A 15,663-nucleotide genomic window follows, 5' to 3' on the forward strand; every position below is an offset into this window, starting at 1 on the left:
AAAGTTTGATTAAGACAAAAAATGGAGGTCGTCATATGGGCATGGAGCAGGTTATCAAACAGTTGAACGAGGTGTATTTAGGAAAAGAGGATGTCGTACGGCTCTGTTGTACGGCGTTACTCGCGGAAGGACACATTTTGTTAGTGGATGTACCCGGTACGGGAAAAACGTTACTTGCCAAGACGATTGCAGCTAGCTTCGACGGAGCGTTTTCTCGGATTCAGTTCACGGCCGACTTGTTACCGTCTGACGTGATTGGCGCAGATTACTTCAACATGCAGACGCAGACGTTCGACCATCGACAAGGACCGATCTTTGCGAATATCATCTTGATCGATGAAATCAACCGAGCGGTTCCACGGACGCAGTCCGCCTTGCTCGAGGCGATGGAAGAACGACAAGTCTCCATCGGGGGAGAGACGTATCCGATGCCGAAACCGTTTTTCGTCATCGCGACGCAAAACCCAATCGAATCGGCCGGGACGTTCCCGTTACCGGATGCCCAGCTCGACCGCTTCTTGATTTCGATTCCGGTCGGTTACCCTGATGTCGCCGAAGAGCGGGAGCTCCTCTTACAAGTCATGCGGCAAACACGGAAAACCGTGGAGGCAGTCGCGACGTTAGACGAGTTGCGCCGAGCGCAAGATGAAGTGAAGCAAGTATCGATTCAAGATGATGTCCTCGATTATTTGCTCGGACTCGTCCATGCGACACGGGAACACCCATCCGTCGAGGTCGGTGTCAGTCCACGCGGAGCCATCGCGCTCATGCGAGCGTCTCAAAGTTATGCCTATCTGAACGATCGATTGTACGTCATTCCGGAAGATGTAAAAGCCGTGGCACCTTATGTCTTGGCCCATCGCCTGACGTTGACGCTTGAAGGAGGCATCAAATCGACGAAACAGGACATCATCCGCTACATCTTAGATACCGTTTCTGTGCCGGTCGAGGGTTGATGATGACATTCTCGACACATAACGCCCTACAGAAACAATGGATTCCGGTCTATGGATTCGCTGGGGTGATTCTCGTATTCGTCCCGTACATGGAAATTGTCGGATATGCCCTTTGTTTACTTGCGGGCATCGTCTGGTTCTTCGAACGGACGCGGAAACAGTTAGAGCGAGCCCTTCGTCTTCATATACATACACACGAGTCTCTTCTCTTCGTTGGGGATGAGACGGAAGTGCAACTGATTTTAGATGGAAGTGAAACCCTCGAACGACTCGGGCTTCCGGTTCATGTTCGACTGAAATCCAATACAGCGCTCAGCTTCCCAGCCCACGACCGGTCCCCCAATAGTTTGGATATGACGTTACGGACAGATCAGGCTCGTCACATGCTTCACATTCAAGCCGAATTCCGAGGTCCTGCTTACATCGAGGAGTGCGTACTTGCTGTGACGCTCCCGTTTCATCTCGGGACGTATCTTCTTGAGTGCCCTATTGAGAAGAGTTGGACGGTATTACCGTCACTCACGCTACACCCACCCGTCGGCACGAAGCGCTTGGCGCTCGGTGACCGACCTTTGACCGCATCACCCCTTCGAAATCCACTTCAGGTTCTAGGGTCGAAGCCGTATGAAGGGGAACCTGTCAAAGAGATTGACTGGGTTGCGACGGCGAAACTAGGACGTGTCCAGTCGAAAGTTTTTCAAAAGACGTCGCTCGACACGTTCACATTCGCAGTGGACTTGAGTGGTCCGTCTGGCTACACGTTGCATCACGACTTCGAGTCGATTATCAGCCAAGTCGCATATGTGACGACCCGACTCTTAAAAGAAGAGTGTAAAGTCGAACTGTTCATCAATCGCTTCAATGGTGAAGGGAAGATGGAGCATGTCCTCCTGCAGGAAGGGGGACGTGGATCACGCCTCATCCTCATGATGCTGGCCGACCTTCATCCCGGGAATCGTTTCATCTCGACAGATGCGTTCGTTCGTATGGTCGAGCGGAAACGCTTGAAGCAAAGTCATCTCGTCTGGTTCAATCAGCATAACCTGTATGACTAACAAGGGATTTCCCTTCTTCTGGCGAACTGTATCATACAGAGATGACGGAAAGGGAGAGATTCATATGCCAAAACGAAAGTATGCGAATCGACGAGACTGGGAACGGATTTTAAAGAACCGTTACGCACAAGTTCGAGTTCAGACGGAACAATTTTCCGGAGTGGTCGCCTTGTTCCAAATCGATGAGGTCCGAGCACCTCAATATAAAATGCATAAAGGCGAAGAATTCATTGTGGCGGATGCCGGGTTTAGTTGGCTCCAATATTTCCCGGACAATGAACCGTTCGGTGTGACAGCTATGATCAATCCGGAAGGCGAGATCGTGCAATGGTATATCGACCTCGTCGACGGAATCGGTGAAGAAAATGGGATTCCATACATGGACGATTTATTGCTCGATATTCTTGTGTTTCCGAACGGAGACATCGTCAAAAAAGATGAGGATGAGTTCGAAGCGGCGACTGAGAGTGGCGAGCTGACGCCTGAACAAGTCGAGCGGGGATGGCGTGAGTTCGAAGCGACGCTCGAACGGATCGAACGCGGAGACTTCGTCTACTTTGATTTAGCAAAAGACCATTATACACAGTTGAAACAAAAACTATGAGCGAATTCACTCTCTCTGCTACAGTAAGAGCGTAGGAGGGGGAGTTTTTATGAGAAAAATTGAAATCGAGACGTGGGCACGACGTAAGCACTTCGAGTTTTTCAAAGCGTTTGATGCGCCACATTTCAACGTGACGGCGAACGTGGATGTGACAAATCTCTATACATATGCCAAGGCGAGCGATCAATCGTTCTTCAAACTCTTTTTATACGGTGCGGTGAGAGCGGCGAACGCGATTCCGGAATTACGCTATCGGATCCGTGGTGAAGAGGTTGTCGAACACGAGGTGGTCCACCCCTCGTTCACGGTCATGTTAGACGAGGATGTCTTCAACTTTTGTGCGGCCACGTTCAATGAGGATTTACCGACATTCTTACAGGAAGTGACGACGCGGATGGAGCAAGCTGGTGATGAAGTCGTGGTCGGGGACGAAGAGCCCGACGACTTACTGTATATCACGAGCGTCCCGTGGGTCACGTTCACGAGCATCATGCACCCGACGCATCAGCAACAACATGACAGCGTGCCGCGCATCGCTTGGGGCAAGTTCGAACGCCAAGGCGAGCGTCTGGTCATGCCGTTATCCGTCCAAGCCCATCACGCACTCGTCGATGGGGTACATATCGGTAAGTATTATGAAATGTTACAAGCGTGGTTAGACGAAGATTTCGCACAGGAGGTGACCGACGTGACAGAAGAAGATGAGTTTGATCGAGCCGTCCGTCTCCGTGAGGAGGGACAACTTGAGCAGGCGAAGCAACTGTTCCTGTCGCTCTTACGGAAAGATGAGAAAAATCCGAGACTACATGCATACTGCGCGTGGTGCTATGACTCGCTCGGGGAAGAGCGTCAAGCGGTCCCGCATTATGAACGAGCCATCCGACTCGGGTTGACGGGGGAAGAGTTGGCGGAATCATATCTCGGACTCGGCAGTACGTATCGGGCACTCGGACGATACACGGAAGCGGAACAGTTATTTGAGGAGGCAATTGAGCAATTCCCGAATTACGGGGCGCTCAAGGTATTTCAAGCGATGACCCATTACAACGTCGGTCGCCATGAAGAAGCGACGGGAACATTACTTGAGCTGCTTGCAAGTCCGAAAGCGGACGAGAGCATCGCGCGGTACCGCCGTGCCATCGCATTTTATGCAAGAAACTTAAATGAGACATATGACTAAAGGAGAATGACATGATTTCACTACGTCCGATCGATGCACAAAATTGGTATACATGCTGTCAATTGGCATTAAGTGAACAACAACAGTCGTATATGGAGCCGAATGCGATTTCGTTACTTCAAGCGATGTACGAACCGACGCTACGCCCGCGCGCAATTTATGAGGACGAGACGATGGTCGGTTTCCTCATGTACAATACAGAGCTTGAAGAGTTGGATGCATGGTGGATTTACCGAATCATGATCGACCATGCTCATCAAGGCAAAGGGATTGGTCGACAGGCGACAGAGCTGATGCTTGAAGAAATCGGCGAGGGGAAACCGATTGTCGTCGGCTATCACCCCGAGAACGAGGCAGCGCATCACTTATATGAAAGCCTAGGATTCGTTGATGAGGGCCATCGATTCGGTCGTGAAATGGCTGTAATTCGGCGAGGGGAATGAGACGGGAACAACCCGTCTCATTTTTTTGAATCAAATCGATTGACGGGAAAATCTTCGCATGATATATTTATCTCGAATTAAAGATATTTGAATTTAAGTTAATGGCTCTCTTGGACAAAGGAGGGAGACAGATGGAACCATCTGATGCATTAAAAACAATTACTGTGCTGTTACGTGCCTCTCAGTCGTTACAAGACCTGGTGAAGCAGGAAGTGGCGTCTTACGGATTGAACGCGACCGAGTTCGCCGTACTCGAGTTTTTATATCATAAAGGAGATCAACCGATTCAAGTCATCGGGAAGAAAATTCTCCTCTCGAGCGGAAGTATGACGTACGTCGTGGACCGGTTAGAAGAAAAAGGGTATCTCATTCGTAAGGCTTGTCCGAGCGATCGTCGCATCACATACGCGGCGCTGACGGATGACGGAGAGCGCTTGATGCAAGATATTTTCCCTAAGCATACGGAGCATATGAACGCCGTGTTTGAAGGGATGCAATTAAACGAAACGATTGAACAGTTGAAACAAATAGGAAAGCGGGCAGAAGCCGCAAAAAATTTTAATCATGTATCTTGAAATCAAGATATAAAAGGAGAGAGAATGATGAATCATGTTAAAGGAATTCACCACGTCACAGCAATCACGAGTAGTGCCGAAAAAAACTACGATTTCTTCACTCACGTGTTAGGCATGCGTTTAGTGAAAAAAACGGTCAACCAAGACGACATTCAAACGTATCACTTATTTTTTGCAGACGATAAAGGGAATGCCGGGACAGACATGACCTTCTTCGACTTCCCAGGTATCCCGAAAGGCAAGCATGGGACAAATGAGATCGCGAAGACATCATTCCGCGTGCCGAATGATGAAGCGTTGACGTATTGGCTCCGTCGCTTCGACCGTCTCGGTGTCGAGCACGAGGGGATTCAGGAACAGTTCGGGAAAAAGACGCTCTCGTTTATCGACTTTGATGAGCAGGCGTATCAACTCATCTCAGATGAGTTCAACGAAGGTATCGCGTCGGGCGAGCCGTGGCAAAACGGTCCGATTCCGCTTGAATACGCCATCACGGGACTCGGTCCCATCTTTATTCGGATCGCCGACATCACGTATTTCAAACAAGTGATGGAGCAAGTGATGCTGTTCAAAGAGATTGGACGAGAAGACGATGTCTATCTCTTTGAAGGAGGTGAAGGTGGAAACGGAGCGCAAGTGATTGTCATTCATGACGACACATCTCCGCAAGCACGTCAAGGATTCGGTACCGTGCACCACGTCGCATTCCGTGTCGAGAATCGTAGCGTCCTCGATGAATGGACAGCACGTCTCCAACAGTTCGGTTTGCCGACTTCTGGCTATGTCGACCGCTTCTTCTTTGAATCGTCTTATGCGCGTGTCGCGCCGCAAATTTTGTTTGAATGGGCGACAGACGGACCAGGATTTATGGGGGATGAGCCGTATGAGACAGTTGGTGAGAAATTGTCACTCCCGCCATTCCTCGAAGCGAAACGTTCGCAAATCGAGGCGATGGTACGACCAATCGATACGGTCAGAAGCACGAAAACATTTGAGAAAGAATATGAGGGCATGAAATGAGTTTCTTAAATCGCTTGTTTGGAAAATCAGATGCATCACAACATAACCAAGGAGGAACTACTATGTTAAACATCGGAATCGTACTCGGATCAACTCGTGAAGGTCGCGTCAGTCCACAAGTCGGGGAATGGGTGAAAGAACTCGCCGACAAACGTGGCGATGCCAACTATGAAGTCATCGACATCGCAGATTATAACTTACCGCTCCTCGGTGAAGCGGGTCAAGACGCATCAGGCGCAGCGACCTGGTCGGAGAAAATTGCGCAAATGGACGGATTCATCTTCATCGTCCAAGAATACAACCATTCCATCTCAGCATCTCTTAAAAACGCACTCGACTACTTACGCGTCGAATGGAACAACAAAGCAGCCGGAATCGTCTCATACGGTTCTGTCGGTGGAGCGCGGGCAACAGAACATCTACGGGGTGTTTTGAGTGAATTGTCAATCGCTCACGTCCGTGTCCATCCTGCCCTCTCACTCTTCACAGACTTCGAGAACGGCACGCATTTCGCTCCGAAAGACGTTCAAGCACAATCGGTCAACGATATGATCGACCAACTCCTTCCATGGACGGAAGCGATGCAATCGGTCCGTACGAAAGCGGGAGAAGTTGCAAACAATTAACAAATCGCGAAGCCAGCCTAAATTTAGGCTGGTTTTTGTGCGTTTTCAGAACAGGTCGTGTAAAGTTGGAAGGGATTAGGGGGAACGTAGATGTGGAATCGAAAAATCATCGTTGCATCGATCACCTCGCCCATCTATGCGATTCTGTTAGCGTGCGGGGTCACCATGACGGGTGTACGAGAAAATGGAGGAATGAGTGATGTACTGAGTGGCTTCCTTCTGATGACGGTTGCCTATGTAGCGGTCAGTTTTCCAATCATGTTGACCTATGGTGTCGTGACCTCATGGTGCAGTGACTGGTTGGCGAATCGATTCGGTTCGAAACGATCAAGGTGGTTCACCTCGTTCGCTTTACATATACTATTCGGACTCGTCTTGTCATGGCTCAGTCTTCTCGCGACTATTCTGTTTTTCCTCATCGATCGTCGACTGATTAATCGGATGGACGTGATGAAACGAGCTGCAGTGAAAAGTCTGCTCATCCCAATCGGATATTTGCTTATTGTAACGGGAAGTGTGTATATCATCGATGTCATCCAAGATTTTTTCGTTCGATTCAACTTATTTTAGGGAAACGAACAAGGACAAACTTACATAAGGAGGAGTAAAAATGAGATGGATGATTTATGGGGCGAATGGATATACGGGTGAGCTGGTTGCCCGACAAGCCGTTCGTGACGGAATGCGTCCGGTTCTTGCCGGTCGGAATGGGCGTTCGATTCATCGACTCGGAGACGAACTCGGTTGCGAGACATCGATTTTTGCATTAAGTCGTGAAGCCGCAATCGAGGCGCTTCACGATGTAGATTTAGTCCTTCATTGTGCAGGTCCTTTCACGGATACGAGTCAAGTCATGATTGAAGCATGTTTGGAGACGGGCACGCATTACTTGGATATTACCGGGGAAATTGACGTGTTTGAATACGTCCATTCTAAACAACGGGCGGCTCAGGCGAAGGAAAGTGGCATCATTTTATGTTCGGGCGTTGGATTTGATGTCATTCCGACTGACTGTGTGGCGCGAAAGTTAAAGGAACTATTGCCGGATGCGACATCACTCGCTCTCGGCTTTTCGGCGGCAGGTGGCATTTCACCAGGAACGATGAAAACAGCCGTCCGTGGGCTTGGGTCGAGCAGTATGGAGCGTGTGAACGGAAAGTTATCACCATTTCCGATTGGGGCAAAGCGCAGAACGATTGATTTCGGACGTGGAAGCCGCACCGCGATTGCGATTCCTTGGGGAGACGTTTCGACCGCCTACTATACGACGGACATCCCGAATATTACGACGTGGGTGCCGGTGCCGACAGCGGCTGCCTATGTTGCGCGTACTTTGTCATGGTTCAGCCCGATTCTTGGAAAAGACGCCGTCCAAAAGCGATTGCTCCGATATGTCGACGAGAACGTATCTGGACCGGACGAGGCTGAACGTGAAAAATCATCGACCTACGTATGGGGCGAAGCGACAAATGCAGAAGGACGAAAGATTGTCGTCCGAATTCAAACGGCGAGTACGTATGCTTTCACCGTGTATGGGGCGCTCGCCGTCGTCAAACGATTACTCGGTCCCGGTCGAATGCTTGCCGGGAGTTTTACACCGGCCATGTTGTTCGGCTCTCAATTCCTCGAAGAAATTCAAGGATCGTCATCGTTTGTGGTTGATGAGATTCGTCCATGAGCCGGGAAACGTGGGATTTACTAGACGAAAATCGGCAACCGCTCGGACGAACCCATTTTCGAGGTGACGACTTGGAACCGAACACGTTCCATACGGTCATCGAGGTGTTCACATTTGATCCGGATGGCAAACTGTTACTCTCTAGGCGTCATCCTGATAAGAAATATCCTCTTCTTTGGGAAGGGACAGGCGGTTCGATTTTAGCGGGAGAGATGAGTCGCGAAGGGGCGGTCCGTGAACTTCAAGAAGAATTGGGACTATGTGTCTTGCCTGAACAGCTTCGTTTCGTGACGACGATCAAGCGCGAGACGTACTTCTTAGATTTGTATGTATACACGAGCGAGCGGTCGATTGATTTGAGACAACTCTCTTTACAAATCGATGAAGTGGTCGATGTGAGATTAGAGGAGTGGGACACCGTGCTCGATTCTGTTGAACTCGTACCTACTGTCAAAGAACGATTGATCCGGTTCGGTCACTTGATTCGAACGTGATATGCTACACTCAACATGGAAGAAACAAGGGAGGGAACAGAGTGAAACGTTTAGAATTGGCACGACGCATCGAAGGTATAAAAGCGGAGGGGACGTCTGCTTATATTCGACACCGCAAACAAACCCCTCCCTATGAAGGTGCGGAACTGCACGTTGAAGGTAAAGGGCACGTATTCAAAATGGGGAATATGAGCTTTGCAGTCGGATTCGGACTCAACCGACCGACAAGCTTCTATGACCTGCATCAGATGGAAAAGTGGGTGCGCGGGAAAAATGTGTCTCGCCTACATATCGAAGTTTGTCCATTAGCGGATGATTCCTTACTGCGCTTACTGCAAGAACGCAATTATACGCTCGATCACTTTTTAGACGTCTGGACGTTAGATGTAACGAAATATGACGGACCATCTTCTTCGAATCAAGTCGAAAAGGTACAGGATGAGACGCTCAATGAATGGGCAACCGCGATTGCGGCCGGATTTGCAGAATCTGGAACGATTCTTCAAGAGACAGTCGATACGGCCAAAGGGTTTTATGCGTTACCGAGTAACCACGCCTATCTCGTCCGAGAAGAGGACACTGTCGTAGCGGGTGGGATCCTAGCGACGCAAGACGGAATCGGAGAACTGTTTCTGACGAGCACCGTACCGACTTACCGACAAAAAGGATACCAGACGCAACTCATTTTGGAACGAATCGCCGAGGCGAAAGCGATTGGATGTGACGTCCTGACCGTAACGACGAAAGTCGATTCGGCCTCCGGACGTAATATGGAACGGCTCGGATTTCAGCCATTCTACCAAAAAGCGGTCATGAAAAGTCCAATCCTCAAATAATCAGCTCACCTCATGCGAGGTGAGCTGATTTTGAGTTACAAGAGGGATTCTGCACCGTCGACATACACTTCAGAACCGGTGACATGGCTCGACATGTTGCTCGCGAAAAACAAGACAACGTCAGCGACCTGTTTCGCGGAACCGGATTTTCCGGCAAGGGGTTGATTCCCAAGTGGATACTCGATGGGGATCACGACTTCTTCAAGCAACGCATCGTCCCGATTAGTCGAATCGTCGATATTCGTATCGATCGCCCCTGGACAAATCGAATTCACGCGAATTCCGAATTGTGCGAGCTCGGCAGCTGCCATTTTCGCAAAGCCGGTCTGTCCTGCTTTCGTTGTCGCATAGCCGCTGAAACCAAAATTTTTAAAGTAGCGATTGCCGTTAATCGAAGAGGTGATAATGATACTCCCCCCATTCTCTTTCAAATGAGGAATCGCATGTTTGACGGTCAAAAACGTTCCCGTCAGGTTCGTCTCTACAACACCGTTCCAATCTTCTATAGATAGATGTTCAATCGGTGTGATGGTCCCGTTTCGTCCGGCGTTCGCGAAGACGATGTCGATTCGACCAAATCGCTCAATCGTCCGTTCATACGCTTCTTTCATTGCTGCTTCATCCGAAACATCCGCGCTAATGCCGATGGCCCGTTCTTCTCCGACGAGACTAGCGAGACGCATCGTATCTTCTTCATTCAGGTCAAGAATGGCGACTTTTGCACCCGCTTGAATGAAACGGATGACAGCGGCACGTCCAATTCCAGAGGCCGCTCCGGTGACAAGCGCTACTTTTCCAGATAGTAATTTATTTGAAATCAACCTAATCACTCCTTTTTATGACTCCTTCTCATATTCCACAGTTCTAGAAAAGTTACGCTTCATTTCAGAAAATCATGGCGACGTGACTTCAATCGTACGCGCGATGTTCAAGTCGGACTCAGTGGGAATGACTTCGATCGTGACGAGCTGACCGCTTTGTAAGTCTTGTACGCTATTGACGATACCCGTCACTTCTGTTTGGTCATTGATCAAAATCACACGCAAGCTGATTTCTTCTGAGGACTCAGATTCAATCAATAGCTGAGGAATATCGACTCGCTCAATCTGTCCTTCGACAACATTGTCATTCCACGTACTCATCCAATAAACGACGATTAAAAAAAGGCCGAGAAAGACTAGGGCAAAGGTTAATCGTGAACTCATATCAACCCACTCCTTCATTGTCCCGTTTCGCATCTTGTCTAATTTACCTTTACCCGGAAATTCTCTCATTACTTGAAAAAATAGTAGGAATCATAAGAAAAATAGGGAATAGAAAGAAAAACGAAAGGCGAGGTGCGGCGAATGTGGATGACGGTTGCGGCGCTAGGATTGGTTGCTTGTGTATGGATTACGTTTGGTTGGTTTACAATCGGTAATGCAAAGCGACGAGTATGGGGAGGTCTTCTTTCACTCAGTATGACTTGTCTGTTCGCGCCGATTTTACTGGTGAAAATGGGAGAACAGTATGGGTTCGTTGGCGTTCAAGTGGGATTGACCACACTATTTGGCTTATTCGCAGGTGCATTTTTCTTTGTGGCGCTCGGGTGGACTGGACGACCAGCGAAAGTTCGAAAAGTGAGAACGTTATCGGAAGACCCTGATTTATTTTGAATCGTAATCTACCACTCCTGCGGTATAATACGTCATAACGATGTTACAAGGGATTGGAGTGGGGATCATGATTACACCGCAAATGTTGCAATTCGGGGATACGATAGGAATCATTACGCCTTCTTTTCCGGCACCTGTTCAATTTGAGGAGCGCTATCAACGTGGCGTCGAACAGCTCAAGCGGATGGGATTCAAGGTGAAAGAGGGCACGTGTACATATAGAACAGAAGGATATCGGTCATCGTCCATTCGGAGTCGCGCGGACGAACTGAATGCATTGTTACATGACCCTGAAGTGAAGGCGATTATCAGTACGATTGGAGGAACGAATTCAAACTCATTGCTACCGTATATCGATTATGAGCAATTGCGACGTCAACCTAAAATCATCATGGGCTATAGTGATGTGACGGCAATCTTGATGGCGTGTTATGCCCAAACGGAAGTCGTCACATTCTACGGTCCGGCAATCGTCCCTTCTTTCGGTGAATACGGTGGGATGTTCGAGGCGGGGGAGCAATATGTCAAAGATATTCTCTGCTTAGAACGAAACGCTCCGTTTCAGTTACATATCCCTGATAAATGGACCGAAGAGATGCTCGATTGGTCGACGCAACAACGCGTCAAGACGTTCCAACCGAATGAAGGATGGATATCACTTAGGGATGGGAAGGCACAGGGGACGTTGATTGGCGGGAATTTGAACACGATGTCCGGGTTCTTCAAATCGGATTACTTTCCTGATTTGAAAGGAGCGATTCTATTCCTAGAAGACTCGTTCAAGACCATGGCTGAAGAAGAACGTTCGCTCAGCATGCTAAAGCTGGCTGGCGTATTTGATGAAATTTCGGGATTGATCATCGGGAAGCATGAGCATTTTCAAGATCAATCAGCCCCCTTCTCATTCAACGACTTGTTGCTTGAAGTCATCGGAGAAAAAGATTTTCCGATTCTGACGAATGTTGATATCGGACACACGTTTCCGTCTCACGTTTTCCCAATCGGCATTCAGGCCGAGTTGGATGCGACGAATGGAACGATTCGATTTTTAGAAGATGGGGTGTCTGAATGAAGGAGCACCTCACCATTTTTGACGAGAATCACCGGAAAATAGGGGAGAAGGAGCGAGGACAGGTTCATCTTGATGGGGATTGGCATGAGACGTTCCACTGTTGGTTTTAGAAACAAGACCTCATCTACCTTCAGCGAAGAAGCATGGAGAAACAGGATTTTCCCGGGAAATATGATATCACTGCGGCGGGACATCTCACTGCAGACGAGACGATTGTAGATGGCGTTCGTGAAATTGAAGAAGAGCTTGGACTGTCGTTGACGTTTGAACAGCTTGCTTTTATGGGAGTTTTTGAAGACACGATTGAACTAGACGGGTTTGTCGATCGCGAATTTACACATACGTATTGCTATCTCTATCAAGGTGAGCCGATTCATTTTGACGACGGGGAAGTGATGGATATCGTAGCTGTACACAGGAACGAGCTTTTGGCGCTTACAGAAGGAAGATTGCGAACGATTGAAGGGAACTCCCTAATGACAAATCATCTTGTTCAAATCACGCAAACCGATTTAGCCCCGCCTCGATGCGGATCGTGCCATGCTGGTTGTTCGTCGCCGGTTTCCGTCTCGTTCTGGTCCCCGCTTTCGCCTCCTCGCGGATGGCGATGCGGTCCTCGAGCAGCTTGTTGTAGATGAACCGGGCGCAACCAATCGTCCGGACCAGGAACTCGGCCTGTGCAGGCGTCGGGTGGAGCCTGTATGTGTAGCCTTTCAGCATGTCCGTCCCTCCTCCCTCCAGCAGATCGTGATGTGTCCTCCTCATCCGATACCCGCGGAGGGGGAGGGAGAATTCTCGCCTACTTTTGTTAAATCGTTAAGGAAAGAATACGTTGTTCGCCGATCGGCCCACCGATTCGACGTCCGGTATCAATCCATCCGTTTGTCGTATAGAGTGAAAAAGCGGCCTCGTTTTTCAAGTTGACCGACAAGACGACTTCACGAACATGTGGGAAGTGTTGTTGCACGAATGTCGGGAGTTCTCGGAGCGCCGCTTTAGCGTAACCTTTGCCTTGCTCCTCATAATTGATGGAAAAAGCGGAGAACAGTAAGGCGTTTAGTTCGTTCGTGTAGGAAGCGACGCGTTCATTGTCATGTAATAAAAACATACCGATCGGCTTCGCCTCGACGACGATAATTGGATGAACGCCATCAGGTAATGAATGATCCATGTCTTTTGGAAGAGTCGTGTACTTCTCTTGGTCCGTTGGTAAATCAAATGTATCAAGGATTGATTGGTGCGACTCATTTCGGTGTTCGAGTGTGATTTTCATGAGAAGTCTCCTTCGGTCGTTATTCATTTCTTTCAGAAAAGAGGAGTTATATGTCTACACAATTTACATATCGCCAAAATCCGCCACTGCAAGATATATATCGCGCGTTTATGACTGGTTTTTCTGATTATATCATTCCGTTCCAATTCGACGAGCAGACGTTTGAAGACGTCTTTCTCGTAAGAGACCAAAATCAGCCGTCTCGTTCAATCGTCGCTTATGACGGAGAAGAGCCGATTGGCGTCGTATTGAGTGGGATTGCACATCTTGATTCAGGATGGCAGACGCGTTGTGGCGGTCTTGCGATCGCCCCACACGTCCGGAAATTAGGAGTTGCGACCGAGTTGATGCAACGATTTGAAGAGAACGCAAAAGGCACTCGGTTGCTCGAAGTGATTCAAGGGAACGATGCGGCGTTGTCGCTTTATCATCAACTTGGATACAAGACGACACGTGAAATTTATTACTTTCAAGCGGTACCACTTGTAACGACCGCTCAGATGACTTCGGAACCGATTCAAACGCTGTTCGACCGACTATATCCGACAGCTCAGCATGTTCCGATTTGGCAATGCGATGTGCGTGTGACCCAACAGGAGGCGGAACTTGTGAAAGTGGTAGAAGATCAACAAGAAGGTTTTTTGTTATACCGCAATCATGTATTGCTCGATGTTTTTGGTCACGCCGAGGATGCGGAATGGTTGTTGCGGGCGGCTGCGAGCCGATCGCCACTTCATATCACCTTGACGTCGGACCGTCCTGAATGGATTGAAGCAGCACAACGATTAGGATTTGTTCAAGACGAGATAGCACAATTTGAAATGGTGAAGAATGCCTTATGAAGCGACTAATAGTGATTTGCATCATTGGGTTGATCGGTGGGAACACGTTAACTTTAATTGCGTTGACCACGAACATCCCCAAACATATGTCACAGCTCTTCATGTTGGGTGGCATGGGTGTCACCGTTCTTTCAATCGTTGGGGTCGTCCTTACAAAATATTATACGAGGAAACGTGGGTGAAACGATTGTGAAGCGGTCGTTATGGTTTTCACATCATTCTGTTATCTATGAAACGAAAATGAAAAACTTCATATATTGAAATGTTTAACCTCCTAGTGGTATATTCGCACATGTAGCTTTTTTAAAATTTATGAATGTATCAATTTGGAGGGTTTATTATATATATGTGGAAACAACTCATCATGACGGCAGGTGCCGGTGTTCTCTTATTCCAAGGACAAACCGTATCCGCTAACGACATATCCCCGCAAGACCTTGTTCATACGGAAGAATCCTTGCAACAAACGAAACAGCAAGTAAAAGATACGAAACAATCCATTCAAGCCATTCAAACAAAATTGAAGCAAGTCGACCATAAAGCGGAAGCGTTGCGAGACGAGATTGAAGGCACTTCTATAGAGTTAGAAAAAGTGGAAGAAGACCTTGTTCCGACAAAACGATCACTCTTTTCAAAAGTCGTCTCTTCTGTCCTACCGAGTGCGAAAGCGGAAGCCGCCGATGCAGAGGAAGCGCATCATGTACTCGTTAAAAAGAAAGAGCAAGTAAACGAAACGTTGAAACAGTTAAAAGAAGAACAACTACAGATTGAAGCGACCCGTCAAGATGTGAAGACATCATATGACGAGAAGTCAAAACAATATAAGCAGCAAACGAATCAGTTAAGCAATTTGAAGAAGCAGTACGAAGCGATGGCTCCTGATCGGTTCTTAATGCCGGCAGAAGGACGCCTCTCTCAAGGATTCGGTGCGGCGAGCGGACAGTTCGGATACACATTCCACAACGGTCTCGATATTGCCGCTAAAACAGGCACACCGATTTACGCCGCAGAAGCTGGAACAGTCACAAAAGTTAGCTCAAGTGGACCTTATGGAAACCATATTCAAATTGAGCATAACGTAGACGGTCAAAAATGGACGACGGTCTATGCCCATATGCACAAAGTCGATGTGAAAAAGGGGCAGACGGTGCGCCAAGGTGAACCGATTGGTCAACTCGGAAACACGGGCAACTCGTCAGGTTCACACTTACATTTTGAAATTCATAAAGGGGACTACAATTTCTCGGCCACTTCAGCTGGAAATGCCGTCAATCCGATGAAAGTGGCAGAACGCCTCGGTGGTGCCTCTCCAGTGAAAGCAACGTTTTAAGCAGACAGATGCCCTGAACCTCTC

21 protein-coding genes and 1 pseudogene are annotated in these 15,663 nt (G+C 48.4%); 18 read left to right on the forward strand and 4 right to left on the reverse strand.

All coding sequences use genetic code 11. The annotated features are described in order from the left end of the window. Positions 1-35 precede the first annotated feature (35 nt). The 12 genes from KNO96_RS06055 (at position 36) to KNO96_RS06110 (ending at position 9,467) form a co-directional block, all read left to right on the forward strand. Entirely contained in the window at positions 36-956 is a 921-nt protein-coding gene (locus tag KNO96_RS06055; protein ID WP_214702944.1) for an AAA family ATPase, read from the forward strand. A 2-nt stretch (positions 957-958) separates the two neighbouring features. Further along, a complete protein-coding gene (locus KNO96_RS06060; RefSeq protein ID WP_214702946.1) occupies positions 959-2,011 on the forward strand; it encodes a DUF58 domain-containing protein in 1,053 nt (350 codons plus the stop codon). A gap of 64 nt (positions 2,012-2,075) precedes the next feature. After that, a complete protein-coding gene (locus KNO96_RS06065; RefSeq protein ID WP_214702948.1) occupies positions 2,076-2,615 on the forward strand; it encodes a ribonuclease FAU-1 family protein in 540 nt (179 codons plus the stop codon). A gap of 49 nt (positions 2,616-2,664) precedes the next feature. Beyond that, positions 2,665-3,795, forward strand: coding sequence for a tetratricopeptide repeat protein (locus tag KNO96_RS06070; protein WP_214702950.1), 1,131 nt, complete (start codon positions 2,665-2,667; stop codon positions 3,793-3,795). Between the two features lie 11 nt (positions 3,796-3,806). Beyond that, positions 3,807-4,238, forward strand: a complete 432-nt coding sequence (locus KNO96_RS06075) for a GNAT family N-acetyltransferase (RefSeq protein ID WP_214702952.1) — start codon at positions 3,807-3,809, stop codon at positions 4,236-4,238. Between the two features lie 131 nt (positions 4,239-4,369). Beyond that, positions 4,370-4,813: a MarR family winged helix-turn-helix transcriptional regulator gene (locus tag KNO96_RS06080; RefSeq protein WP_031421914.1), complete on the forward strand. Its 444-nt coding sequence runs from the start codon at positions 4,370-4,372 to the stop codon at positions 4,811-4,813. A 27-nt stretch (positions 4,814-4,840) separates the two neighbouring features. Continuing rightward, the gene (locus KNO96_RS06085; protein ID WP_214702954.1) at positions 4,841-5,833 is read left to right on the forward strand and encodes a ring-cleaving dioxygenase; all 993 of its coding nucleotides are present in this window, start codon (positions 4,841-4,843) and stop codon (positions 5,831-5,833) included. Next, complete coding sequence (locus tag KNO96_RS06090) at positions 5,830-6,459, forward strand: NADPH-dependent FMN reductase (RefSeq protein WP_371742775.1); 630 nt, start codon at positions 5,830-5,832, stop codon at positions 6,457-6,459. Before KNO96_RS06085 ends, KNO96_RS06090 begins: the two co-directional genes overlap by 4 nt. A 90-nt stretch (positions 6,460-6,549) precedes the next feature. After that, positions 6,550-7,029 (forward strand): hypothetical protein, encoded by a 480-nt coding sequence (locus tag KNO96_RS06095; RefSeq protein ID WP_034770800.1) that lies wholly within the window; start codon positions 6,550-6,552, stop codon positions 7,027-7,029. A gap of 40 nt (positions 7,030-7,069) precedes the next feature. Then, the gene (locus tag KNO96_RS06100; protein ID WP_214702956.1) at positions 7,070-8,137 is read left to right on the forward strand and encodes a saccharopine dehydrogenase family protein; all 1,068 of its coding nucleotides are present in this window, start codon (positions 7,070-7,072) and stop codon (positions 8,135-8,137) included. Then, positions 8,134-8,631, forward strand: a complete 498-nt coding sequence (locus KNO96_RS06105; RefSeq protein ID WP_026824879.1) for an NUDIX hydrolase — start codon at positions 8,134-8,136, stop codon at positions 8,629-8,631. Before KNO96_RS06100 ends, KNO96_RS06105 begins: the two co-directional genes overlap by 4 nt. Before the next feature lie 41 nt (positions 8,632-8,672). Next, on the forward strand, positions 8,673-9,467 hold the full coding sequence (locus KNO96_RS06110; protein WP_214700426.1) for a GNAT family N-acetyltransferase: 795 nt from the start codon (positions 8,673-8,675) through the stop codon (positions 9,465-9,467). Between the two features lie 35 nt (positions 9,468-9,502). Here the strand turns inward: KNO96_RS06110 and KNO96_RS06115 are convergent, their stop codons facing one another. Together KNO96_RS06115 and KNO96_RS06120 are read right to left on the reverse strand one after the other, a co-directional pair. After that, positions 9,503-10,288 (reverse strand): SDR family oxidoreductase, encoded by a 786-nt coding sequence (locus tag KNO96_RS06115; RefSeq protein ID WP_026824881.1) that lies wholly within the window; start codon positions 10,286-10,288, stop codon positions 9,503-9,505. A 72-nt stretch (positions 10,289-10,360) separates the two neighbouring features. After that, positions 10,361-10,672 carry a hypothetical protein gene (locus KNO96_RS06120; RefSeq protein ID WP_026824882.1) on the reverse strand — a complete coding sequence of 104 codons (312 nt, stop codon included), beginning with the start codon at positions 10,670-10,672 and terminating at the stop codon, positions 10,361-10,363. Positions 10,673-10,813: 141 nt separating this feature from the next. Here KNO96_RS06120 and KNO96_RS06125 point away from each other — a divergent pair, with 141 nt between their 5' ends. The 3 genes and pseudogenes from KNO96_RS06125 to KNO96_RS14460 all read left to right on the forward strand — a co-directional run. After that, on the forward strand, positions 10,814-11,122 hold the full coding sequence (locus KNO96_RS06125) for a hypothetical protein (protein ID WP_026824883.1): 309 nt from the start codon (positions 10,814-10,816) through the stop codon (positions 11,120-11,122). A gap of 67 nt (positions 11,123-11,189) precedes the next feature. Continuing rightward, positions 11,190-12,194, forward strand: a complete 1,005-nt coding sequence (locus KNO96_RS06130) for a S66 family peptidase (RefSeq protein WP_214702958.1) — start codon at positions 11,190-11,192, stop codon at positions 12,192-12,194. A 122-nt stretch (positions 12,195-12,316) separates the two neighbouring features. Beyond that, a pseudogene (locus KNO96_RS14460) lies at positions 12,317-12,616 on the forward strand (NUDIX hydrolase); the annotation flags it as partial. 76 nt (positions 12,617-12,692) lie between these two features. On the opposite strand, the gene KNO96_RS06135 reads toward KNO96_RS14460, so the two are convergent. Then, positions 12,693-12,914 (reverse strand): helix-turn-helix domain-containing protein, encoded by a 222-nt coding sequence (locus tag KNO96_RS06135; protein WP_251126695.1) that lies wholly within the window; start codon positions 12,912-12,914, stop codon positions 12,693-12,695. Between the two features lie 88 nt (positions 12,915-13,002). After that, complete coding sequence (locus KNO96_RS06140; RefSeq protein ID WP_214702968.1) at positions 13,003-13,467, reverse strand: GNAT family N-acetyltransferase; 465 nt, start codon at positions 13,465-13,467, stop codon at positions 13,003-13,005. A gap of 50 nt (positions 13,468-13,517) precedes the next feature. Between KNO96_RS06140 and KNO96_RS06145 the strand changes: the two genes are divergently transcribed. From KNO96_RS06145 to KNO96_RS06155, 3 genes are all read left to right on the forward strand, one after another. After that, complete coding sequence (locus KNO96_RS06145; protein ID WP_214702970.1) at positions 13,518-14,309, forward strand: GNAT family N-acetyltransferase; 792 nt, start codon at positions 13,518-13,520, stop codon at positions 14,307-14,309. Continuing rightward, on the forward strand, positions 14,306-14,491 hold the full coding sequence (locus KNO96_RS06150; RefSeq protein ID WP_152538865.1) for a hypothetical protein: 186 nt from the start codon (positions 14,306-14,308) through the stop codon (positions 14,489-14,491). The genes KNO96_RS06145 and KNO96_RS06150 overlap by 4 nt, the downstream gene beginning before the upstream one ends. 164 nt (positions 14,492-14,655) lie before the next feature. After that, positions 14,656-15,639, forward strand: coding sequence for a M23 family metallopeptidase (locus KNO96_RS06155; protein ID WP_214702972.1), 984 nt, complete (start codon positions 14,656-14,658; stop codon positions 15,637-15,639). Positions 15,640-15,663: the final 24 nt, after the last annotated feature.

This window comes from Exiguobacterium sp. s89, from assembly GCF_018617735.1.
Classification (GTDB): domain Bacteria; phylum Bacillota; class Bacilli; order Exiguobacteriales; family Exiguobacteriaceae; genus Exiguobacterium; species Exiguobacterium marinum.